We start from the raw sequence: 23,371 nt of genomic DNA on the forward strand, positions 1-23,371 counted from the left end.
CATATCGACGGGGAGGTTTGGCACCTCGATGTCGGCTCATCACATCCTGGGGCTGAAGTAGGTCCCAAGGGTTCGGCTGTTCGCCGATTAAAGTGGTACGTGAGCTGGGTTCAGAACGTCGTGAGACAGTTCGGTCCCTATCCATCGCGGGCGTAAGAAACTTGAAGGGGGCTGCTCCTAGTACGAGAGGACCGGAGTGGACGAACCGCTGGTGTACCAATTATCCTGCCAAGGGTACAGTTGGGTAGCTACGTTCGGGACGGATAAACGCTGAAAGCATCTAAGCGTGAAACCAGCCTTGAGATGAGGTTTCTCATAGCATAAGCTAGTAAGATCCCATGTAGACGACATGGTAGATAGGCCAGGTGTGGAAGAGCCGTGAGGTTTGGAGCTGACTGGTACTAATCGATCGAGGGCTTTACTTAAACAAAAACATTAAGCAGAATGTGCAACAAATATATATACTTCTATGTGGTTTTCAGAGTACAAACTCTGACAGATTCAGTGGCGATGGCTATGAGGATCCACCTGTTCCCATCTCGAACACAGTAGTTAAGCTCATAAACGCCGAAAGTACTTGGCTGGAGACGGCCTGGGAGGATAGGAAGCCGCTGATTAACGAAAAGAAAAAGGTCTACCGAATGGTAGGCCTTTTTCTTTTTGCTAGTCTTCGACTAGCTAACCCTGCTAGAACCGTCTCCAGCCAAGGTTGTACAAGTAGAAACTATCTGTATAAATCAATAAGACGGCTTGGGATAAATTTCATTATTTATTAATTATATTTTTCAGTTAATTGAGATTATATAATTAATAGAGCTCTAATTATAAATTTTAATAATTACTATTTATTACATATTCTATTCATGCATAGAATTATCACTTATTTATATAGATCCCTATTTAACCTAGTAAACACGTGCTTTGTAACTATCTTTTTGATATTTAATAATATACCAAAATGTACCAAAAATTACTCGTTTTACTTATATTTCATATCATTTTCACTATGTTTTCACGAACTATCTATATACTAGCTATAGTTGATTGAGATCAACTAAGGAAATGGAGGTCTACTACTAATAACTTTTACCTGTCCCTTTTACAAATAATACAAACAACACAAAACAATACAACACATAAAACAACACTTAAATACACAACAATACTCTCCCTGTGTATAAACAAAACAATACATATACAAAACTCTCTAATTATATATACCATCTCCCGTATATATAAAGGTAAAAGTTAGGTAGACATAAGAGCCCTTGAAAGAGGGCTCTTTTCCTTTTATAATCACTATTATTTTATAGATTAAAAAGGCTTTATTTCTTGACATAGTATGTAATATTTGTTAAACTAATCAAGTATCAAGCAAAGCTTGATGAACATAGGGGTATAGCTCAATTGGTAGAGTAGCGGTCTCCAAAACCGTTGGTTGTGGGTTCAAGTCCTACTGCCCCTGCCAAACTTTGGATTGCGGTCTTCGGACCGCATGTCCATAAAATTACTCGGAAAATATTAAAAAATGCTTGCGTAGCCGCAATCATTATGTTAATATAAGTGAGTACCTTGTACATGACTCAGTAGCTCAGCTGGATAGAGCGTTTGACTACGAATCAAAAGGCCAGGGGTTCGAATCCCTTCTGGGTCACCAAATTAAAGCATCACAGTAATGTGGTGCTTTTTTTATTTTGCTTTCTATATATATATTAAAAGGACTCTAGACATTTATGTAGAGTCCTTATTTGCTAATGATCTTTAATCGTTAAACTAAGTTTAATGATTGAGCATCAGGATAAAGTTTTTTAGCCTCTTCAATTGCTTCCTTCATGATAGCCTTGTTACGACTTCTAACCATACCAGGAATACGGAATAAGTCAATTATCATCCAAATACCTAAGCCGCCAGCTGTTAACCAATAGATGATGTTGATAACCGGTTTGTTTAGATAGAAATAATGAACGCCAAGGAAAAACCAAAACAGATAGGCCATTCCCGTTTCTTTCTGACGGGCTTGTGCTGTTAATACATAAGTTCTTTGTTGTTCATTTAAATCTTGTATAAGTGCTAATATATCAGGTGTCATATAATCTCCTTTGTATTATTTCGCATGTGGCTGATCAGATTCAGCTACTACGTTAACGACGATTTCTTGATCTGCAGAAATATGCTTCATAATGATGGGGATTGGCTGTTCGATGGCTTCTGCTATATTTTTAATTTGTCGCATCGCAACAGGATGAGGTGTCGTTCCATCGCTTTGAAATAATTCTTCTAATAAGTTGATTTCAGTTTGACTTAGATTCGATTTTTTTGCGAATTCTTTAATCGTCATATTATGTTGTTCGCGATAGCTTTTAATGATTTCACCGATATACATAATCGCCTCCACTTGAATTATATTAATACATTTTTATTTTATGTGAAAGTTCGATAAAACACAAGTTTGATTGTAATAACACTTCATATTATTGATAAGTAATAGATTTATATTATATGATAAATATATAGATGTATGGATATATATATATATAAGAATGAAAAGAGGTTTGCTATGAAAAGGAATAGAAAACAACTTTTAATTGTTTATATATGTTTAGCGCTAGGGATTTGGAGTGCTAGCGCGGGCATCAGCTTTAGTCAATCAAACGGCGATGCGAATCGAACAGGTCGAGATAATACGACAGTACAGCATAGGTCTGAAAAAACTGTTGACGATTCTGACCAAGGCAGTTCTGTCATTGCATCGTATTACAAGGATGGCAAAAAAAAGAAGAAAAAGAGCACTGCTGCTGAAGAGCCTAAGCTTTCAGAGAAACAAAAAGCAACTAAAGAATTGAATGAACATTCTTGGGTAGAGGAAGCGGGAAAACATCCGTTACCGTATGAGGTTGTAGAAGGGAAAGCAGTCAGTGAAGAAGAATTAGCCCACTGGTGGAAGGTTTTTAACGATCCTGTATTGGATCAATTAATTGATTTGACCCTCAAAAATAATCGGCAGTTAGAGGTAGCTCGTTCTCGAGTTAGACAAGGGCGGTTACAGTTGGGAATTGCTGAAGCACAACGATTACCTTGGCTAGATGCTTCCGGTTCATGGTCGGCTAATAGAGGTCAGGGCGAATGGGATTCGGACCGAGAAGCGATAAAGAATTTGCCTATACCTGATAAGATGACAGGAAATGTAGAAACCGGTAAATTGGGAATTGATGCGCGATGGGAAATTGATATATTCGGGAGACAAAAAGCAAAATCACGTGCTGCATCAAATGCGTTACAAGCATCACAGGCGGATTTATATTCCACCTGGGTATCATTGAGCGCGGAAACAGCATTACAGTATATGTCGTTAAGAACTTTACAGGAGCAATTGCGCATAACGGAAGAGGATGTGAAGCGTCAGCAGGAAGCGTTGGAACTGATTAAGATAAATTATCAGTCTGGTATTATCAACGAATTACCTGTACAACAGGCTACTTATGTATTATCTCAGACTAAGGCTGAAATTCCGATATTAAAAAAGAATATTACGTCGACAATGTCTGCTATTTCTATATTAACGGGAACGGTTCCGGGAGAACTGGATGTTTTGTTAATGGAAAATATTTCATTACCGACAGTGGATCCGCAAATTTTTATAGGAATACCGGCAGAAGCTTTGCGGCAAAGGCCTGATATTCAGGCGGCGGAACGGCGTATTGCGGCGCAACAACAGAAAACTAAGGCTGCAAAGGCTGACCTTAAACCTAGATTTTCACTAAATGGTAGTATAGGCTTGGAGTCATTTTCATCGGGAGGCCTTCTTTCAGCTATCGGTAAAATGATAGGAATAGGACCATCTATCACTATGCCTATTTTCAATGCCGGTGCTATTCGTAAGAATATAAAAGTACAAACGGAAAAGGAACAGGAATACTTGGCACTTTACGAAGAGACTGTTTTGAAAGCTGTTGGGGAGGTCCGAAATGCGGTGACGGATGCATCTCAGGATAATATTAAGTCTGAGAAATTGAAATCTGCTATAGAATCTGCGCAGCAAGCGGAATCATTGGCTCAAACTAATTTTGACTCTGGTATTAGTGACTACTTAAGTGTTCTTGATGCGAGACGAAATGTATTGTCTGCAAGACGGCAATATATCATGAGTCGGGGACAAGAGTTTGCTGATACCGTTCGTTTATTCAAATCCTTAGGCGGTGGTTGGGAAGCCATGGACATGAATCAGGAGGCAGAGGCGGACTCACATGCTAAGAAATAGTATGAGAAACGGGGAATGATTATGAAAGAGAAACTTGGAGTCCTTAAACGTTGGATGGCGAATAATAAAAAAAAGTGCGTAGGTATAATGATTGCTTTTCTAATAATTTTGGGTGGCGTAGGATATTATGCTTATAATCAATACGAAGCGTACATGGCCTCTCATCACATCGTGTTGCAAGGTAATGTGAATCTGCGGGAAGTGAATGTTGCATTTCGGGGAAGTGATCGGATTGCCAACCTGTTAGTGGATGAAGGTGCGGTCGTGAGTAAGGGGCAGATACTAGGATATTTAAGTTCTGATGAACGACATCTTGGCGTACAGCAGGCTAAGGATACAATTGCGGCACAGGAAGCTGTAGTTGCTAAGTTACAGGCGGGTAGTAGACCTGAAGAAATTGCTCAAGCGTCAGCACGTGTGACATCGGCAGAAGCTGCATTGCTACAATCGAAACAGGAGGCTGAAAAGTTACAAAATTCCTATAATGCTTCAAAGGGAAAAGCTGTTAGCCGCCAGGCGGTAGATGATATACAGGTAAAAGTGAAAGTGGCGGAAGCTAAATTAAACGAGGCTCAGCAGGCTTATAATCTCGCTGTAGCGGGGCCAAGACCAGAAGATATCGCTCAGGCACAAGCACAATTAGATGCAATGAAGAGTGAATTAGCTCGACAAGAGTTCTTACTAAATCAAACTGTATTGACTGCGCCTATAGATGGTGTTATAACAGCTCGATTGCTACAAGTGGGCGATATGGCTTCACCAAGTACTCCTGTATTTAAGTTGGCTGAGAATACTAAAAAGTGGGTTCGTGTATATGTAAATGAACAAGATTTAGGAAAAATTTATAATGGTATGGCTGCGGATGTGACGACAGATACATATAGGAATGAACCGATTCGCGGTACAATCGGATATATTTCATCCGTGGCGGAATTTACGCCTAAATCGGTAGAGACACAGGATGTGCGTACGACACTTGTATATGAAGTAAGGGTGTATGTGGATGATTCAGATAATCGTCTTCGATTAGGTATGCCGGCGACAGTTTCCATTGATATATAGAGGTGTACAGTGAATGATGTATATGCAATTGAAGCGTCACAATTATATAAAGAGTTTCCTATTGCCGGAGCTGATCCTAAAATAGCATTGGACCATTTGGATTTTAGGATTCAGAAAGGATGTTTAACTGCTTTGGTTGGACCCGATGGAGCAGGGAAAACAACGTTGATTCGGCTAATAGCTGGTTTACAGAAACCGACATCTGGTTCTTTGCAGGTTCTTGGTATAGATGTGAATAAATATTCGCAAGAGGTTCAGGATAGACTGAGTTATATGCCACAGAAGTTTGGACTGTATGAGGAATTATCGGTTAGCGAAAATATGAACCTGTATGCAGATTTACATGGGATTCCTTTGACCGTAAGAGCGGAACGATTTGAAAAACTGCTACACATGACAGGTCTATCAAAATTTACTAAGCGTCCGGCAGGAAAATTGTCAGGTGGTATGAAACAAAAACTCAGCTTAGCATGTACATTGGTACGCTCTCCGGAATTATTATTGTTAGATGAGCCTACAGTTGGTGTTGATCCATTTTCTAGACGAGAATTATGGGAAATTTTAGAGTCTTTAGTGAGAACTGATGGAATTAGTGTGTTGGTAAGTACTGCGTACATGGATGAGGCAGAGCGTTGTAAATCTGTTTATATCCTTAATGAAGGTCGATTTTTAGCAACTGGAACACCCTATGAATTGACTCAACTATCTGAGGGGCGATGTTTTCAGGTTCAGATACCGAAACCTTTGTGTATGCGAGATGTACAGGCTGCATTGTTGGATGATACTCGTTGTGTGGCAGATGCAGTTCCGGATGCGGGTAAGGTTAGGTACATTAAGACTCGAGAGTTACCTTTGATTCCTTGGTTAAGTGAGTATGGTATGGAGGAACAACCTGTCCATAGCCGATTAGAGGATACTTTCATGATGTTGTTGAAAGAGGCTTCGTCTACGGGAGAAACGGGAGAACCAAATTCTGATAGCATTGATTGGCATATTGATGAAAGTATAGTAGCTGAAGAACGAAAAAAATTATTGATCTCTAAAGAAGTGACAGAACAACCTATAGAAATTTCTGTATCTCATTTGGTGAGGAAATTCGGTGATTTTACGGCCGTAGCAAATACATCATTTACGGTGTATCGTGGAGAGGTATTTGGGTTATTAGGGCCAAATGGAGCTGGAAAGACAACGACATTTCGAATGTTGTGTGGTCTATTGCCTGTGACGAGCGGAGAGTTGAGAGTTGCAGGGGTTGATGTAGTTAGATCTCGTACGGCGGCACGAAATAATTTCGGATATGTAGCACAAAAATTTTCTTTGTATGGAAATTTGACGGTAATGGAAAATTTAAATTTCTTTGCTGGTGTGTATGGTCTTTACGGGCAAAATAAGCAGGAACGTATAGAGGCTGTTGTTGAGGAATTTCGCTTGACCGATGTGAAAAATATGATGGCAGGTGATTTGCCGGGCGGTTATAAACAACGCTTGTCTATGGCCACAGCATTAATCCATGAACCTAAAATTCTTTTCTTAGACGAGCCTACAAGCGGTATTGATCCACTTACACGGCGTAATTTCTGGCGGAAGATTACAGCTTTATCAAAACGGGGAACTACGATAATCGTTACTACTCATTTTATGGATGAGTCGGAATACTGTGATCGTATTATGATTCAGGATGCAGGAAAACTTGTCATATTGGGGGCGCCGGACGAAATCAGACGGATAGCCGGAAATGAGACCTACACAATGGATGAAGCGTTTATCTCTGTCATACTGGAAAAACGGAAACAGGAGGGGGACGTATGAACGGATTTATGAGACGGTTCTCCGCATTGGTATATAAGGAAACTTTGCAAGTATTGCGAGACCTAAGCACTATTTTATTAGGGGTAGTATTACCCATTCTCCTTATTATTCTTATAGGTTCGGGTATAACTTTGGATGTTAAGCATGTACCGATAGCGGTAGTGATGGAACGTCAAGATGCAATAGCACAAAGTATATATGATTCCTTAAATGGATCAGATTATTTTCAACCTATAGCGGTCCGTGATAGAAAAACGGCGGAACTATTGATGGAAAAGCGAAAGGTAGATGCCATACTTGTTATTCCACAAGATTTTTCGTCTCAACTTATACATGGTCAAGGGAAATTGCAAGGAATCTATTATGGCGTTGATACGTCAATAGCGATGAGTGTACAAAGTTATGTTACTGCTGCTATCAATCTGTGGGCTGCTAGGAATCTGCCATTCACCATGCATGGTGGGTACATAACAATGAATTATCGCATGTGGTTTAATGAGGCAAATACGAGCACTTGGTTTTTAATCCCAGGACTTATCATGATTATCATGACAATTGTATCCGTTTTTCTCACGGCTGTTGTTATGGCCAGAGAATGGGAGCGAGGTACATTTGAGGCTTTGTTCGTCACTCCTGTTAAACCCATTGAAATTATCTTGGCTAAGGTAGTGCCTTATTATGTATTGGCCATGTTGGGGTTATTGTTTTGCCTCGGTGTATCATATTTCTTTTATGAAGTGCCTATGCGCGGATCTTTGTGGATTATTTGCATGGTATCAACGTTGTATTTGATTGTTTCTTTAAATATGGGGCTACTCATATCCGCTTTTACAAAGAAACAATTCTTAGCATGCCAAGTGGCATCCCTTACTAGTTTTTTGCCTGCCTTAATATTGACGGGATTTTTATTCGATTCACATTCACAGCCTTTGGTGATTCAATATATTTCACGTCTATTACCGCCAACATATTTTTTGGAATTGTTGAAGTCGTTGTTCTTGGGTGGGAATAATTGGAATTTAATTATTAAAAATAGTGCAGTATTACTCGGATTTGCTGTTTGTTTTACGATGTTGACGATTTATATTACGCGGAAGAAGGTGGAATAATGAATTGGCGTCTGTATTGGAATCAAATTGTCTCCATCATATGGAAAGAACTATTAGCCACCTTTAAAGATCCGAAAACACGTATAATCTTGCTTTTACCTGTAATTATACAAGGATTTCTCTTCGGCTATGCCGCAACATACAATCTCAATAAGGTTCCATATGTATTGGTTGATGAAAGTCATACACAGACGGCGGCTGCATTAGAATCGACTATCAACTCATCTGGTATTTTTGATTTGTATAAATCTGTGGACTCTCCGGCTGCAATAGCGCCTCTTATTGACTCTAATAAAGTTATTATGGCGGTTATCATTCCTCAGGATTTTGAAGAAAAATTGAAGCATCGACAACCTACATCTATTACGGTTATTGCAAATGGGACGAATACAATGACTTCAGGTCTTACTGCAGCCTATATGGGGCAAATTATTTCACAATTCAATGAGACTTGGTTAGGGGCTGAGCATAAGGGGGTCATCCTTGAGTCTCGTACCTGGTATAATGAAAATCAACAGTCTTCTTGGACTTTTTTGACCGGTCTTGTTATTCTAATCAGCATGACACAAGTTATTATGTTGGGAGGATTATCTGTGGCGCGAGAGCGTGAGCAGGGGACCTTTGATCAATTATTGGTGACACCGGTATCATCAATACAGATTTTGGTGGCTAAGTCTATACCTCCTATGATAATAGGCATGTTTCAAAGTACGGTATTGTTATTATTGACTATGTTCTGGTTTCAAGTGCCGTTTCGTGGAAATATAGTTCTCGTATATGCGGTGTTATTTACATTTATATGTAGTAGTATCGGTATAGGATTATCTATTTCGGCTATTGCAAGAAATATGCAGCAAGTTCTTGTATATGTTTTAGTCTTTCTTTTTCCTCTAGCGTTATTATCGGGTCTCATCACGCCTGTTCACAACATGCCGAAACTATTGCAATATCTTACGTATGCAAATCCGATGAGGTTTTCTGTTGATGCGATGCGAAGGGTTTATTTGGAAGGGGCAGGATTGACGGATATCTGGTTTAACTTTATTCCTATGATTATCTTGACTATTGTTACTATGTCAATGGCGGGGTGGTTGTTTAGAAATCGTGTGGGATAAGTTTTTTTTCTAGCTAGTTGAATTATTAATTTCTGTTATAACAATACGGCAGAAGTACATAGCTTTTTTTTATTAATAAATATGCTTTTGCCGTATTGACGAAATGGATTAGGACTGTTAGAATAAAAGCATAGAAAACATCATATTTGGGAATAGGTGCTGAAAAGCATAATAGAGAAGCTGGTTGAATGCCAGCACGGTCCCGCCACTGTATGGTCGAGCGAGTCTAAATTAAGTCACTGGGAAACTGGGAAGGCTAGATGAGCGATGAAGCCGAGTCAGGAGAACTGCCTATTCAACATTCACCATTTGACCTACGAGAGATAGGGAGGAGAAGTTAATAGCTCCTTTTTACGTACCCGTAAAAAGGATTTTTTAGTTCTATAGGATCTAAATTGTATTATATTTGATTTAGATTTTAGTTCTATACGACCTAAATGTCGTGCTATGGTCATGGTGGATTACCTTCTTGGTATTACCAGCATGACATATGTTATGACTGTTAATATATTTTATGGTAAATGTAGGGCATGCATTTATTCATCATCATCCTAAAAAAGAGGCTGACCCAGGGTTCTAGTAGTTCGGATTCTGGGTCAGTCTCTTTTTCATTATACAAATCATAAAAAAATGATTGACGATGAATTCCATACATGATATTATTATTTCAGTTGAGACGCGGGAGTGGCGGAATTGGCAGACGCACCAGACTTAGGATCTGGCGCCTTACGGCGTGGGGGTTCAAGTCCCTTCTCCCGCACCAACTTTATTACACCTTTAGAGGTGTATTTTTTTTGCCTAAATTAGGTTTAATATGAATATTCATATCGATAAACACATACAATCTGATAGCAAGATAGGTACATAATTAACCACTATGTTATATGTTATAATAAATGAGTTAGAACTATTTAATTAATACAATCATAGTAATACTATATGGTGCAGTATGGATAATACATTAACAAAACTGCTTTCACAGAACCCATCCTTTGTGGATGGGCTAAACGCATTTCAGCGAAAGGGGAAGTCAGTTATATATGGTCTTAGCGGATCTCAAAAGAGTTTCCTCTTAAGCCAATCCTTTTCTGCAGGTCTTACAAAACCTGTAGTCATCGTAGTCCATGATAAGGACCATAAAGAAATGTGGGAAAGAGATTTAGCTTTTTTCTGGCCTAATGTGCCAGTTTTATCATTTCCTATAACAGATCATGTAGACTTTACGACTGTGGCTCGTAGTCTTGAAGACCAAGGTGCGCAGATGCGAGCATTAGCACTGTTAGCGTGGCAAGAGCCGGCAGTAGTCATTGCCAATGCTGAAGAGGTTACACAATATGTCGTATCTCCTCACTGTTTAAAGGGGCAATCGTTGCATTTTGCTTTGAATGATGCAATTGAACGTGATGTAGCCCTTGAACAATTAGTAACAATTGGATATGAACGCGTAGACCAGGTGGAACAACGTGGTCATTTTGCCGTGCGTGGAGATATTTTGGATATTTATCCTGTAAATAGTGATCATCCGATTCGTATTGAATTCTTTGGCGATGAGATTGATACATTGCGTTTCTTCTCCATTGAGAATCAACGTTCCATTGAGCAAATTGAATCCTACACGGTGACGCCTTTCTTTCTTGGTAAAAGTGATGCGGACAGTACTTTATTATCTTATGTGAAAGAGGGCACTCTGATTTATGATGAGCCTGGGCGTATTCAAGAGGCGTTAAAGAAATTCTTAAAAGAAGATCCTACACATCGTAAAAATCATTGTGATTGGAATGAACTACAACGCACTGTAGATTCTATGAATCAAGTGGCTTTCACATTTATGCAACAACGCTCTATTGGTCTCACTGGATTTAACCCTATTGGTATTCAAGGGAAGACGATGACGAGTTTTGAGCGTCAAATTCCACTATTAACAGATGAAATTAAACAATGGCATCGTTTACATCATCAAGTGGTGCTAGTACTAAATAACCAGCAACGACGAGAAGGTATTGAGCGTGCACTTGAAGGGGAGCATATTGCATTTACTCATAGTGACACATGGATTGCTAAGCCTAATACCGTTGTTATTTTAAATGGGTTATTAACAGATGGCTTTGAATTGCCTAATAGCCATCTTGTGGTTGTCGTAGAAGGCAATATTTACGGACAGCAAAAGCGCAAGCTTCGGAATAAGCCTAAAAAGGGCCAAGAAATCAATTATTTTACCGATTTAACGCCTGGTGACTATGTGGTGCATAGTATGCACGGTATTGGCAAGTATATTGGTCTCAAAACAATTGAAACGGAAGGCTTTCACCGTGATTATATTGAAATTGCTTACGCAGGAACGGATAAATTATTCTTACCAGCCAATAATTTAGATCAACTACAAAAATATATTGGCAATGAAGGTGATGTGCCACAGATTCATAAGATGGGTGGTCGTGACTGGAGTAAGGTTGTTACAAAGGCAAAAAAATCCATTGATGATTTGGCAGATAAGCTCGTTGAGATATATGCACAACGAGAAATCACAGAAGGCTTTGCATTCTTACCAGATCAACCATGGCAGCAAGAGTTTGAAGATGCATTCCCATACGAGGAAACGGAAGACCAATTACAAGCTACGGCAGAAATTAAAGAGTCTATGGAGCGACCTGTTCCAATGGACCGGTTGCTAGCCGGTGATGTAGGCTTTGGTAAAACGGAAGTGGCTATGCGTGCCATTTTCAAGGCCGTTATGAGCGGTAAACAAGTGGCAGTACTTGTGCCGACCACGGTATTAGCACAGCAACATTTCCAAACCTTTTTAAATCGATTTGCTCCATTTGGGGTTAAAGTAGATGTACTCAATCGATTCCGCACTACATCAGAGAAAAAGCAAGTTCTTAAAGGTGTAGAGGATGGTTCCATAGATGTCCTTATTGGGACTCATTCATTGCTCAACAAAAAGGTTGTATTTAAGGACTTAGGCTTGCTTGTAGTAGATGAGGAGCAACGCTTTGGGGTAGCACAGAAAGAAAAGTGGAAAGAGTGGGCTAGTAATATCGATGTACTCACCTTGAGTGCTACACCGATTCCGCGGACCTTACATATGTCCCTTGTTGGGGTTCGAGAGATGTCTGTTATCAATACTCCGCCAGAGGAGCGCTTGCCAGTTCAAACCTATGTGGTGGAATATGATATGAACCTCATTGCCGATGCTATCAAGCGAGAATTGGCGCGGGGCGGACAGGTTTACTTTGTATATAACCGTGTTGCATCTATTAACCATATGGGAGAGCTATTAGCGGCTGCCTTGCCTGATTTACGCTATGCTATCGCTCATGGACAGATGACGGGCCGTCAAATTGAGGAGATTATGACCGATTTCTATGAAGGCCATTATGATGTACTCTTGTCCACGAGTATCATTGAAACCGGATTAGATATTCCTAATGCAAATACTATCATCATTTATGATGCGGACCGCTTGGGTTTATCTCAACTATACCAAATGCGCGGTCGCGTTGGGCGCTCTCGTAGACGTGCCTATGCATACTTTATGTATCGACCAGATAAAATGCTCTCAGAGGCTGCAGAAAAGCGTTTAAAAGCTATTGAAGAGTTCACCGAGCTCGGTGCAGGTTTTAAGTTGGCCATGCGAGATCTAGAAATTCGCGGTGCCGGTAATCTCTTAGGTTCACAGCAACATGGTAATATCGCATCTGTTGGCTTTGGCATGTACGTGAGCATGTTAGAAGAGGCGATTGCAAAGGCTCAACATAAAGAGATTGAGCGAGACGTATCCATTGATCCAGCCATCGACTTAGAGGTAGATGCTTTTATTGACGATGCATATATCAAAGACAGTGCTCGTAAGATTTCTGTATACCAACGATTGTTACATATTAAATCTAAAGAGCAACTCGACGATATGACGGATGAGCTCATTGATCGCTTCGGTACACCAACCGACCCAGTAGACCGTTTGTTGCGCATTGCTCAAATTAAGGAACAAGCACGATTACTGGGCATTAAGAGTATCGTCCGTAGAGATAAGCAGCTCACCATCCATTGGCATGACGATTCTAAAATGGCCGATTGGAATATGGGGGCTGTACGAGAAGATTTATGGAAAAAAATGAAGTTTATGGATACCAAACCAGCCACATTATATGTGAGCCTTAATGGTATGAAAGGTTCTATTTTGACCATTACGGAAGCGGTGATAAAGGCTCTTAGCCTCAAGTCACCGACTAAGGAGGGCCTATGAATCGATTTTTAAAGGGTGCCATGATTTTAACCTTAGCCGGTATTATCGTGAAGGTCATCGGTGCGTTTAGTAAAGTTCTTATCGCACGGATTTTAGGTGGTGAAGGGATTGGCCTATATATGATGGCCTATCCAATCTATCAAATTATCGTTAGTATTTCTGCTGCAGGTATTCCTGTAGCTATATCTATCATGATTGCGGAAAAGCTCGCTAATGATGATATGCGAGGCGTACAACAAGTATTTTCTGTATCATTAAGGGTACTCGCTATTTTAGGTCTTGTGTTCAGTTTGGCCTTATATGGTAGTGCACAATGGCTCGTAGATAATCAAATCATCACCGATCCACGTGCTTTAATTGCCATTCAGCTATTATCTCCAGCCATTTTTGTAGTGACTATCCTCAGCTGTTTTAGAGGGTATTTCCAAGGTTTCCAATATATGGTACCTACTGGTACGAGTCAAGTGTTTGAACAAATCTTCCGCGTGTCTTCTATGGTAGGTTTGGCATACTACTTCATTGATCGTGGACTCCATTTGGCGGCAGGTGGTGCAACCTTTGCTACATTTCCCGGCGTATTGGCGGGCTTACTCGTATTAATTTACTTTTACTATCGACAACGGAATATCCGTGAGCAGATGCTTTCACAACAGAATCCTAATGTAATTAGTGAAAGTAACAGTACCGTGATTAAACGCTTGTTTAGCCTAGCTATACCTGTTTCTATGGCGAATATTATGCTTCCTATGGTATCGCTAATAGATACATTTATCGTGCCAAAACGATTGATGGATATTGGATACTATCTCAATGAAGCAACGACGCAATTTGGCTATCTCACGGGGATGGCAACATCTTTGATTGGGTTACCGATTATTTTAACTACCTCCTTAGCGGCTAGTCTTGTACCTGCCGTATCTGAGGCACATACTCAAGGCAATGTACATCGTATCGTGCAACGGGCGGAGACGGCTATTAAAATTGCCAATATGTTCACTATTCCAGCTTGTATCGGACTTTGTGTGTTAGCTACACCAATATCACAGTTGATATATGCAACACCTCATGCCGGACCAGTTATCGCTGTTATTAGTTTGAGTATTGTTTTCCTCGGATGGCAGCAGATTACTGCAGGGGTTTTACAAGGTTTAGGCAGAACCGTGATTCCTATGGTGTCGATTTTTATTGGCTTATTAGCAAAGACTTTTTTAGATTATAAATTGACGGGTACTGTTGAGCTAGGTATTAATGGTGCGGCTTGGGCGACGAATTTTAACTTTGCCATTGCAGCGTTTATCAACTATATATTTGTAAAAAAATATGTAGGTTCGGTACTCAATAAATTAGAATTATTAAAAATAGTAGTATCCGCCATGGCTATGGGCGGCGCTACACAAGTTATTTATGCGAGCACTGTTGAATTATTAGGCAATGGTGGTGCGGTGGCTGCAGCAATTGTAGTGGCTATTTTGGTATATTGTTTATCGTTATGGCTTACTAAAGCTGTAGTAAAAGACGATATGTACCATTTCCCGATTATTGGCAAGCGCTTACAAGCTCGACGCAATAGGGAGGAGGCAAAGCTATATGAAGAACAATACTGATGTGCAACCCTTAGTCGACGTAGTGAAAGCTTTACGTGCACCAAATGGTTGCCCATGGGATCAAAAGCAAACGCATGAATCCTTACGTCGCTATTTTATAGAGGAAACCTATGAAGTAGTAGATGCCATTGATAATAAAGATATGCCTAATCTTCGTGAAGAACTAGGCGATGTATTATTACAAGTTGTCTTTCACAGTCAATTGGCAGAGGAAGCTGGTCATTTTACGTTGCAAGATGTAATTAATGATGTTACTGAAAAAATGATTAGTCGTCATCCTCGTGTTTTTAACCCAGAAAAAAATGAAAAATCATACACTTGGGATGAATTAAAGGCTCAAGAAAAGAAAAATATACAAAATTCTGTATTAGATGGTGTTTCTAAAAGTTTGCCTGCTTTAGTAGCTGCTTGCAAGCTTCAAGAAAAGGCCGCGAAGCTAGGTTTTGACTGGGACGAGCTCGATCCTGTTTGGGCTAAAGTTTCCGAAGAAATGGGGGAATTTAAGGAGGCTATTGATCAAAATAATAGAGAAAATATGGAAAAAGAAGCAGGAGATGTGCTTTTCTCCTTGATTAATCTATTCAGATGGTATAAAATAAGCGGTGAAAATGCACTAAATCGCACAAACACAAAGTTCCGACAGCGTTTTTTACATGTAGAAGCTTGTGTTAACCAAAGCGATCGCTCATGGGAAAACTTTTCATTAGCTGAGCTGGATGCTTTTTGGGAGGAGGCTAAAGTGCAGGAAAAGTAGCCTGGAGGTTTGCATACTTCTAAGGTATTGTATTTTTAAGGAGGTTCTGTCATGAACAAAACAGAATTAATCGCAAGTGTTGCACAAAAAACTGAATTAACTAAAAAAGACGCTGAAAAAGCGGTAAAAGCTGTATTTGACACAGTTGCTCAAGAATTAGCAGCTGGTGGTAAAGTACAAGTTATCGGCTTCGGTACTTTCGAAGTTCGTGAACGTGCAGCTCGTGAAGGCCGTAACCCACAAAACGGTAAAACTATCACAATTGCAGCTTCCAAATCCCCTGCATTCAAAGCTGGTAAAGGTTTGAAAGAACAAGTTAACGCTGCAAAAGCTAAAAAACGCAAAAAATAATCCATATTGGATATGAAAGAGACCCTTCGAGGTCTCTTTTTTTTATCTATTTATGGTATAATGCACAGAGAAAGGGTGCATTATGAATAACGATACATCACGGAAGGTTCTCATTGTGTCCGCCTCAATCGGGACTGGACATATGCAGGCCGCAAGAGCCATAGAAGAATATTGGAAAGAAAAAGAGCCGCAAGCATCGATTACCCATGTTGATTTTCTTGATACAGAAACTATGTCTGTAGAGCATTTAATCAAGGGTACCTATATCAAGATGATTGACGTATTCCCCATGCTCTATGACATGATTTATCGCGTATCAAAAGGGGAAAAACGAGGTACTATTATGCAAACTGCATTATCGTACCTATTAAAAAGTCGCATGCTCAAGTTAGTACAACAAGAAGAGCCAGATGTAATGGTCTTTACGCATCCATTTCCTTGTGGGGCTGCATCGATTTTAAAGCGTCAAGGTCATATTGATGTACCGCTAGTGGCTATTATGACAGATTTTAGTAGCCATCAGTTTTGGCTCTACCCACAGATCGATACTTACTATGTAGCCACAGAGTCTATGGTAACTGAAATGGTAGCTTCTGGTATCGATGAATCTCGCATCCATGTATCTGGCATTCCTGTGCGTCGTTCCTTTTTCCGTGATGCAATTGAAGAGTATAGCTTAGAGGAACCTGTGAAAGTACTCGTTATGGGCGGTGGACTTGGTTTAGGCTCTCTAGAAACGGCGTTACAGCATTTAGATGAAGTAAATGGTATTGATGAAATTACAGTCGTAGCCGGCCAAAATACATCTCTCTATGAATCCTTAGTTGTCCTTAGTGTTTCCATGAAAACAAAGACTACTGTATATGGGTATACCACAAACATTTCAGAGCTTATGAAATCATCGTCTTTGCTCGTTACAAAGCCTGGTGCGTTAACGTGTATGGAGGCTGTTACAATTGGATTGCCGATGGTATTCTTTAATGCTATTCCGGGACAAGAAGAGGCCAATGCAGAATTATTAGAGCAACGAGGTTGTGCCCGCTGGGCTCGTGATATTCACAACTTAGAAGATGTGGTAACTGCACTTTTAATTAATTCTCCGCGACTACAACAAATGTCTGAGCGTGCTCGTGAATGGCAGGTGGATGGGGCTGCTGATATCGTAAATAGTCTCATTGAAATCTTAGATGCTAGTACACAAGATGAATTGGTAAAAGCTGAAGAGGCTCTTAGCTAATCAGCGTAAAAAAAGCGATGACCTAAAAGGCCATCGCTTTTTTTTATTGATATTGTTCAATATGTTCTTGTCGAAGTTTTTGCAAAGTAGCCAGAAAAGCATCTGTACTTTCGGCACCATCCAATAAATCTTTTAATTGGTAGGAGTCATCAAGGGTAACACTCCATTGGAAGGAGTCATTATCGTCGTATACATTGAATACGATTGGTGCCTCTAAGTCCTCTAGCATATAGCCGTCATCATCGGACACAGTTGCATAAGTGCCATCCTCTAAGAGCTCAGTAAATAATGTGTCATACCCATCAATGTCGATAAGTTCAAAGTTGATACTTTCATAAAAGTCTAAAACGATATCCGTCGCCATGTGGACCTCCTCATGAATATATATGTTACGTTTATTCTACTGAGGGCGCCTGTTACTGTCAATGGTAATGTGTAGTATAATAAATAACAGAATTACAAAATAGGAGCGGAACATGAATGTTATTAGTTTACAGAACATAGAAAAATCATATGGCACAAGGCTGTTGTTTAAAGATGTGAATATTACTTTTACAACGGAAAAACGATTAGGTCTTGTGGGCATCAACGGAACGGGTAAGTCTACATTTCTAAAAATATTAGCAGGGCAAATGGAAGCTGATAAAGGTATCATTGAGCGTAATGGTAAGGCTAGCATTCATTACTTAGCGCAGACACCTGATTTTGATGCGGAATCTACCTTATTAGAAGCCGTTCTTGATGGAGATCATCCTCGGTTGCAAATGGTAAAAGCCTTTGAACGTATTAGTCGTGAGTACCGCCAAATGCAAGAGTCTGGTAGTGATGATGCTAAATTGTCTCGTAACTATATGAATGCATTGGAGCAAATGGATCAACAAGACGGGTGGCAGGTAGAACAAGAGGCGCGTATTATTTTATCTAAACTGGGTTTTCCTGAGGTGGAACAGAAGGTAGCCGTGTTGTCAGGGGGGCAAAAGCGTCGTCTTGCATTGGGGCAAGCATTGCTATATCCATGTGATTTATTATTGCTAGATGAACCGACTAACCATTTGGATGAAGATAGTATCGATTGGCTGGAGTCGTATTTGAGTGCTCGCCAAGGAGGATTATTAATTAGTACCCATGACAGATATTTCCTGGATTCCGTATGTAATGGTATTTTAGAGCTATCTAATCGTCGTATGTATCAATATGATGGTAATTACGAAGAGTTTATCGTTTTGAAAGCAGATCGAGAGGCTCGTGAAGCTGCTACGGAAGAAAAACGACGTCAATTTTTAAAACGAGAAATCGAATGGGTACGTCGTGGTGCTCTGGCTAGAACTACAAAACAAAAGGCTCGTCTTGACCGTTACGAAAAATTAAAGAATATGGAGAAAACCCGTCGTCCGGATCAAATGGATCCTATTGCGCTGAAGACACGTTTAGGAAAAACCATCTTTGATATTGAGCATTTAGAGTTTTATTTTGATGAACGTCCTATGATTAAGGACTTTACCTATCACGTGGTACGCCATGATCGTATCGGTATAGTAGGGCCCAATGGTGTTGGTAAGTCTACCTTTATGAATATCCTTGATGGCACCTACGAAGCGACGAGAGGCACTATCGGTAAAGGTGAGACCGTTCGCATTGCTCATTTTAAACAAGAGCTACCTGAATTTGATGAAGATATGCGCGTTCTCGATTATATTCGTGAGGACCACTCTTATATGGTACTCGCTGATGGATCTACATTGAGCGCAGGACAAATCCTTGAGCGATTCCTTTTTACCCCAGAATTACATGGTGTACCGATTCGAAAACTCTCTGGCGGGGAACGTCGTCGTTTATACCTCTTAAAATTGTTGATGAGCGCCCCTAACGTATTATTGCTGGACGAACCGACGAATGATCTTGATATTCCAACATTGGAGGTATTAGAGGATTTCCTTGACTCCTTTAGTGGCGTCATCATTACAGTTTGTCACGATCGGTACTTCCTAGACCGCGTAGTAGATAAATTATTTGTCTTTACCGGCGATGGGCATATTGAAATCGTTCATGGCTCCTATTCTGACTACAAGGATGCTCTTGATGAAAGTAGTGGCAGCAAGCGCCCATTCTATATGCCAAATGATAATATACCGGCTAATTCCAAAGCCGTACGAGCTGTAGAAGGTGGAGAGGCTGATACCGATGACTCTGTTGACAATCAATCAAATACGTCAGATATCTTTGGAAATGACAATGTAGTAGCGGTTGGTGAAACAGATACTTTCAAAGCAATACTAAAGAAGGGCCTCAATAAAGCAGAGGAAGCGGAGTATGCCAAAATTATGGATGAATTGCCAAAGCTAGAACATTTAGTAAAAGGCCTCGATGTTATGATAAGCCAAGTGGCTACTGATTATGAAAAAATGCAGTCACTGATGGAGGAACGAGAAGAAACACAGGCCCAAATAGATGCGCTCACTGAACGGTGGATAGAATTAGAGGAACGCCTATAATTCCTTTTATCATGCCATTTTTTAATATCTGCTATGCAAAGGAATTACGTGTAAGTTTATTGATAAAACTCACAATGTATAGTATAATTTCTACGATTAACGATAACAACGTTACCTAAGTAGGAGGAACTCATGAGTAAGTACCAATTTTTAGACCGTCGCGTACCAATTGAAGACGGAAATATTGCATTAGTACAAGATTTAACTAAATGTAAAAACTGCTCCTTATGTCGTAAAGCTTGTGCTGTAGACATGGGTGTATTTGATTATTATGATTTAACAACTAATGGAGATCATCCAATTTGTATTCATTGTGGTCAATGTGCATCTATTTGCCCGTTCGATTCCATTAATGAACGCTCTGAAATTGATGAAGTAAAAGCAGCTATTGCTGACCCTAATAAAATCGTCATTTTCCAAACTGCGCCTGCCGTGCGTGTTGGTTTGGGCGAGGAATTCGGCCTTGAGGCTGGTACATTTGTAGAAGGTAAAATGGTAGCCGCTCTTCGTAAATTGGGTGGCGACTATATCCTTGATACAAACTTTGGTGCGGACATGACTATCATGGAAGAAGCATCTGAGTTATTAGAACGTGTTATTAATAGTGATGCAGTATTGCCTCAATTCACATCTTGTTGTCCTGCTTGGGTTAAGTTTGCGGAAACATTCTATCCAGAATTCTTGCCAAACCTATCTACGGCTAAGAGCCCAATTGCTATGCAAGCGCCTACACAAAAAACATACTTTGCTGAAAAAATGGGCCTTGATGCAAAACAAATCGTGGCTGTTGCAGTAACACCATGTACAGCTAAGAAATTTGAAATTCGTCGCGATGAAATGAATTCCTCCGCGGAATACTGGAATACACCAGAAATGCGCGATACAGACTACTGTATTACTACACGGGAACTTGCAAAATGGTTGCGCGCAGAAGAAATCAACTTCGATGATCTTGAAGATTCTGCTTTTGACCCATTGATGGGCGAAGCCTCTGGTGGTGGTATCATCTTCGGTAACACTGGTGGCGTTATGGAAGCGGCTATGCGTGCGGCTTACAAAATGGCGACAGGTGAAGATGCACCTGAAACATTGATTCCATTCGAAGCTATTCGCGGCATGGACGGTGCGCGTGAAGCGGACGTAGTGATTGGCGATAAAACATTACATGTAGCGGCAGTTCATGGTACCGGTAATTTGCGTAAGTTCATCGAACGCATGCGTGCAGAAAATATCCATTATGACTTCATCGAAGTAATGGCTTGTCGTGGTGGCTGTATCGGTGGTGGTGGTCAACCACGCGTTAAATTACCGATGGCTGACAAAGCTCGTGAAGCTCGTATTGCATCCTTGTATACTCGCGATGCGGAAGTAACGGTAAAAGCAGCTTGTGATAATCCAGATATTCAAAAATTGTATGCTGAGTTCTTTGATGGCAAACCTATGAGCCACAAAGCACATCACATGTTGCATACTACCTTTGTGAGTCGTGCTGAAGACTTAGGTCCTAACGGTGCTTGCACACCTGCTACATGCCCTACATCTGTGCCTAACTTGAAAAAGGCAGCAGATGCGGCTAAAGCAGCGGCGGAAGCTAACAGCTAATAATTAATGGTTAATATAAAGCACTAAGGTAATTAACAAATATATAAAGCAGATAGTTGATGTTTTACTCAGCTAGCTGCTTTTTTGCTTTACCGGCTTTCGCAGAAGTGGATAATACATATGCCATATACGTATAGGGGTTAAAATATAGAGATTGGTAAATTGGTTTAGGAATTACCTTTAGTGTGCTATAATTAAATTATTAATATAGAAGCAATCAATACTGTTTCGGGAGGATCTTCATGGCTTTTAAATTAAAAGGAAAAGAAGAAAAATTTTTCAGTATTTTGGAAAAACATGCTGCGCTTACTTATGAAAGTGCAGAAATGATGGAACGTGTGTTTAAAGGCGATATCTCTAAAGAAGAGGCTTTTCTTGAAATTGATACAAAGGAAAAAGCGGCCGATGAATTAGTAAACGAAACTGTAGAGCGTTTGCGCAAAACATTCATCACTCCAATGGATCGTGAAGATATTCAGCTTTTAATTGATCAACTGGATACTACATTGGATAATATCAAAGAAATCATGGATAAAATGGTTATGTATCACGTTGGTAAACCAAGCGATGGTGCTATTCGTATGAGTGAAATCGTTGTTAAATGCGTTAAGCATATCAACAAATCTATTGGTTATATGGGTAGCCTAAAAAAGGACCATGTGAAGGTAGAAGGTCGTGTTCACCAAGTATTGAAACTTGAGTCTGAAGCGGATAATATTTACCACGAAGAAATGGCTAAGCTTTTTACAGAGTGCAAAGATCCAATTGAAATTATCAAATGGAAGGAAATCCTTAGTTCCATGGAAGATGTAATCGATGGTTGCGAGGATTTGGTTGGTACATTCCGCCGGGTAGTATTGAAGTATGCTTGATGCTCATTATTTAGTATGGCTAGTAGTCTTTTTAGCATTAGCTTTCGACTATATCAATGGCTTTCACGATACAGCGAATGCTATTGCTACCTCCGTTTCAACTCGAGCTATTGCGCCTAAAAAGGCGATTATGATGACTGCAGCGCTTAACTTCTTGGGCGCCATGGTTAGTACCGGTGTTGCGAAGACAATCGGTGGCGACATCGTTATGTCTGCATCTCTCATCAATAGTAGCATCATTGCAGCAGCCCTTATTGGTGCCATAACATGGAATTTATTAACTTGGTATTGGGGTATTCCTAGTTCTTCGTCCCATGCGCTTATCGGTGGTATCATCGGTGCCGTAGGTTGGTCTGTAGGTTTTGATGCTCTAAATGAGGCAGGTATATTAAAAATTTTCTTATCCCTCATTTTATCGCCAATCGTAGCCATGATTGGGGGCTATATTGTGATGAAAGTTTTGCTTCTCATCTTTGGTAGATTTTCTCCAATCGTATTAAATGATAGATTTAGATCCATGCAAATTGTATCTGCCGTTATGATGGCCTTTTCTCATGGTTCTAATGACGCGCAAAAGGCGATGGGTATCATTACGTTAACATTGCTTAGTGGCGGTTATATTGATACATTAGACGTACCTTTATGGGTTAAGTTATGTTGTGCTACTGCAATGGCATTAGGTACTGCAGCCGGTGGTTGGAAAATTATTTCCACTATGGGTACTAAAATTTTCAAACTAGAAACAATTAATGGCTTTGCTGCAGATTTGAACTCTGCCATTACTATTTTTACAGCTACATTCCTGCATTTGCCTGTAAGTACTACACATGTTGTAAGTGGTTCTTTACTAGGTGTAGGTT

Annotated in this window: 17 protein-coding genes, 3 tRNA genes, 2 rRNA genes and 1 riboswitch; of the genes, 19 read left to right on the forward strand and 3 right to left on the reverse strand. The window is 40.1% G+C overall.

Annotation, left to right across the window (positions count from 1 at the left end):
* From Q0507_RS07365 to Q0507_RS07380, 4 genes are all read left to right on the forward strand, one after another.
* A 23S ribosomal RNA gene (locus Q0507_RS07365) occupies positions 1–425 on the forward strand; the annotation flags it as partial.
* A 75-nt stretch (positions 426–500) separates the two neighbouring features.
* Positions 501–617: ribosomal RNA gene (gene rrf / locus Q0507_RS07370) — 5S ribosomal RNA — on the forward strand.
* A 775-nt stretch (positions 618–1,392) separates the two neighbouring features.
* Positions 1,393–1,468 (forward strand) — tRNA-Trp (locus Q0507_RS07375).
* Positions 1,469–1,580: 112 nt separating this feature from the next.
* A tRNA-Arg gene (locus Q0507_RS07380) sits at positions 1,581–1,657 on the forward strand.
* Between the two features lie 111 nt (positions 1,658–1,768).
* Here the strand turns inward: Q0507_RS07380 and Q0507_RS07385 are convergent.
* Positions 1,769–2,089 (reverse strand): TM2 domain-containing protein, encoded by a 321-nt coding sequence (locus Q0507_RS07385; protein ID WP_298714561.1) that lies wholly within the window; start codon positions 2,087–2,089, stop codon positions 1,769–1,771.
* 15 nt (positions 2,090–2,104) lie between these two features.
* On the reverse strand, positions 2,105–2,383 hold the full coding sequence (locus tag Q0507_RS07390) for a helix-turn-helix domain-containing protein (protein WP_298714564.1): 279 nt from the start codon (positions 2,381–2,383) through the stop codon (positions 2,105–2,107).
* A 174-nt stretch (positions 2,384–2,557) separates the two neighbouring features.
* Between Q0507_RS07390 and Q0507_RS07395 the strand changes: the two genes are divergently transcribed.
* From Q0507_RS07395 to Q0507_RS07445, 11 genes are all read left to right on the forward strand, one after another.
* On the forward strand, positions 2,558–4,258 hold the full coding sequence (locus Q0507_RS07395) for an efflux transporter outer membrane subunit (RefSeq protein WP_298714567.1): 1,701 nt from the start codon (positions 2,558–2,560) through the stop codon (positions 4,256–4,258).
* Positions 4,259–4,279: 21 nt separating this feature from the next.
* The gene (locus tag Q0507_RS07400) at positions 4,280–5,320 is read left to right on the forward strand and encodes an efflux RND transporter periplasmic adaptor subunit (protein WP_298714570.1); all 1,041 of its coding nucleotides are present in this window, start codon (positions 4,280–4,282) and stop codon (positions 5,318–5,320) included.
* A gap of 9 nt (positions 5,321–5,329) precedes the next feature.
* A complete protein-coding gene (locus Q0507_RS07405; protein WP_298714578.1) occupies positions 5,330–7,129 on the forward strand; it encodes an ATP-binding cassette domain-containing protein in 1,800 nt (599 codons plus the stop codon).
* Positions 7,126–8,238, forward strand: a complete 1,113-nt coding sequence (locus Q0507_RS07410; protein WP_298714580.1) for an ABC transporter permease — start codon at positions 7,126–7,128, stop codon at positions 8,236–8,238. Before Q0507_RS07405 ends, Q0507_RS07410 begins: the two co-directional genes overlap by 4 nt.
* Entirely contained in the window at positions 8,238–9,353 is a 1,116-nt protein-coding gene (locus Q0507_RS07415; RefSeq protein ID WP_298714583.1) for an ABC transporter permease, read from the forward strand. The genes Q0507_RS07410 and Q0507_RS07415 overlap by 1 nt, the downstream gene beginning before the upstream one ends.
* A 137-nt stretch (positions 9,354–9,490) precedes the next feature.
* A riboswitch (cobalamin riboswitch) is annotated at positions 9,491–9,663 on the forward strand.
* A gap of 368 nt (positions 9,664–10,031) precedes the next feature.
* Positions 10,032–10,116: transfer RNA gene (locus tag Q0507_RS07420), tRNA-Leu, on the forward strand.
* A gap of 186 nt (positions 10,117–10,302) precedes the next feature.
* Complete coding sequence (gene mfd / locus Q0507_RS07425) at positions 10,303–13,599, forward strand: transcription-repair coupling factor (protein WP_298714586.1); 3,297 nt, start codon at positions 10,303–10,305, stop codon at positions 13,597–13,599.
* Entirely contained in the window at positions 13,596–15,203 is a 1,608-nt protein-coding gene (locus Q0507_RS07430) for a polysaccharide biosynthesis protein (RefSeq protein ID WP_298714589.1), read from the forward strand. The genes mfd and Q0507_RS07430 overlap by 4 nt, the downstream gene beginning before the upstream one ends.
* On the forward strand, positions 15,187–15,957 hold the full coding sequence (mazG, locus tag Q0507_RS07435) for a nucleoside triphosphate pyrophosphohydrolase (protein WP_298714591.1): 771 nt from the start codon (positions 15,187–15,189) through the stop codon (positions 15,955–15,957). Before Q0507_RS07430 ends, mazG begins: the two co-directional genes overlap by 17 nt.
* Before the next feature lie 51 nt (positions 15,958–16,008).
* Positions 16,009–16,308: an HU family DNA-binding protein gene (locus Q0507_RS07440; RefSeq protein ID WP_004696710.1), complete on the forward strand. Its 300-nt coding sequence runs from the start codon at positions 16,009–16,011 to the stop codon at positions 16,306–16,308.
* A gap of 82 nt (positions 16,309–16,390) precedes the next feature.
* Complete coding sequence (locus Q0507_RS07445) at positions 16,391–17,545, forward strand: MGDG synthase family glycosyltransferase (protein WP_298714594.1); 1,155 nt, start codon at positions 16,391–16,393, stop codon at positions 17,543–17,545.
* Between the two features lie 43 nt (positions 17,546–17,588).
* Here Q0507_RS07445 and Q0507_RS07450 read toward each other — a convergent pair whose 3' ends face one another.
* Positions 17,589–17,909 carry a hypothetical protein gene (locus Q0507_RS07450; protein WP_298714596.1) on the reverse strand — a complete coding sequence of 107 codons (321 nt, stop codon included), beginning with the start codon at positions 17,907–17,909 and terminating at the stop codon, positions 17,589–17,591.
* Between the two features lie 112 nt (positions 17,910–18,021).
* Between Q0507_RS07450 and Q0507_RS07455 the strand changes: the two genes are divergently transcribed.
* The 4 genes from Q0507_RS07455 to Q0507_RS07470 form a co-directional block, all read left to right on the forward strand.
* Positions 18,022–20,037 (forward strand): ABC-F family ATP-binding cassette domain-containing protein, encoded by a 2,016-nt coding sequence (locus Q0507_RS07455; RefSeq protein WP_298714599.1) that lies wholly within the window; start codon positions 18,022–18,024, stop codon positions 20,035–20,037.
* Between the two features lie 132 nt (positions 20,038–20,169).
* Positions 20,170–21,639, forward strand: coding sequence for a [FeFe] hydrogenase, group A (locus Q0507_RS07460; protein ID WP_298714602.1), 1,470 nt, complete (start codon positions 20,170–20,172; stop codon positions 21,637–21,639).
* A gap of 242 nt (positions 21,640–21,881) precedes the next feature.
* A complete protein-coding gene (locus Q0507_RS07465; RefSeq protein WP_298714605.1) occupies positions 21,882–22,511 on the forward strand; it encodes a DUF47 domain-containing protein in 630 nt (209 codons plus the stop codon).
* Positions 22,504–23,371 (forward strand): inorganic phosphate transporter (locus Q0507_RS07470; protein ID WP_298714608.1); only part of this gene is annotated, 868 nt, incomplete at its 3' end. The genes Q0507_RS07465 and Q0507_RS07470, both read left to right, overlap by 8 nt.

This window comes from uncultured Veillonella sp. (assembly GCF_938010505.1).
GTDB lineage: Bacteria > Bacillota > Negativicutes > Veillonellales > Veillonellaceae > Veillonella.

Coding starts and splice junctions, on each gene's coding strand:
- Q0507_RS07385 (WP_298714561.1), bottom strand. CDS start 2,089: ATGACACCTGATATATTAGCACTTATACAAGATTTAAATGAACAACAA.
- Q0507_RS07390 (WP_298714564.1), bottom strand. CDS start 2,383: ATGTATATCGGTGAAATCATTAAAAGCTATCGCGAACAACATAATATG.
- Q0507_RS07395 (WP_298714567.1), top strand. CDS start 2,558: ATGAAAAGGAATAGAAAACAACTTTTAATTGTTTATATATGTTTAGCG.
- Q0507_RS07400 (WP_298714570.1), top strand. CDS start 4,280: ATGAAAGAGAAACTTGGAGTCCTTAAACGTTGGATGGCGAATAATAAA.
- Q0507_RS07410 (WP_298714580.1), top strand. CDS start 7,126: ATGAACGGATTTATGAGACGGTTCTCCGCATTGGTATATAAGGAAACT.
- Q0507_RS07415 (WP_298714583.1), top strand. CDS start 8,238: ATGAATTGGCGTCTGTATTGGAATCAAATTGTCTCCATCATATGGAAA.
- mfd (WP_298714586.1), top strand. CDS start 10,303: ATGGATAATACATTAACAAAACTGCTTTCACAGAACCCATCCTTTGTG.
- Q0507_RS07430 (WP_298714589.1), top strand. CDS start 13,596: ATGAATCGATTTTTAAAGGGTGCCATGATTTTAACCTTAGCCGGTATT.
- mazG (WP_298714591.1), top strand. CDS start 15,187: ATGAAGAACAATACTGATGTGCAACCCTTAGTCGACGTAGTGAAAGCT.
- Q0507_RS07440 (WP_004696710.1), top strand. CDS start 16,009: ATGAACAAAACAGAATTAATCGCAAGTGTTGCACAAAAAACTGAATTA.
- Q0507_RS07445 (WP_298714594.1), top strand. CDS start 16,391: ATGAATAACGATACATCACGGAAGGTTCTCATTGTGTCCGCCTCAATC.
- Q0507_RS07450 (WP_298714596.1), bottom strand. CDS start 17,909: ATGGCGACGGATATCGTTTTAGACTTTTATGAAAGTATCAACTTTGAA.
- Q0507_RS07455 (WP_298714599.1), top strand. CDS start 18,022: ATGAATGTTATTAGTTTACAGAACATAGAAAAATCATATGGCACAAGG.
- Q0507_RS07460 (WP_298714602.1), top strand. CDS start 20,170: ATGAGTAAGTACCAATTTTTAGACCGTCGCGTACCAATTGAAGACGGA.
- Q0507_RS07465 (WP_298714605.1), top strand. CDS start 21,882: ATGGCTTTTAAATTAAAAGGAAAAGAAGAAAAATTTTTCAGTATTTTG.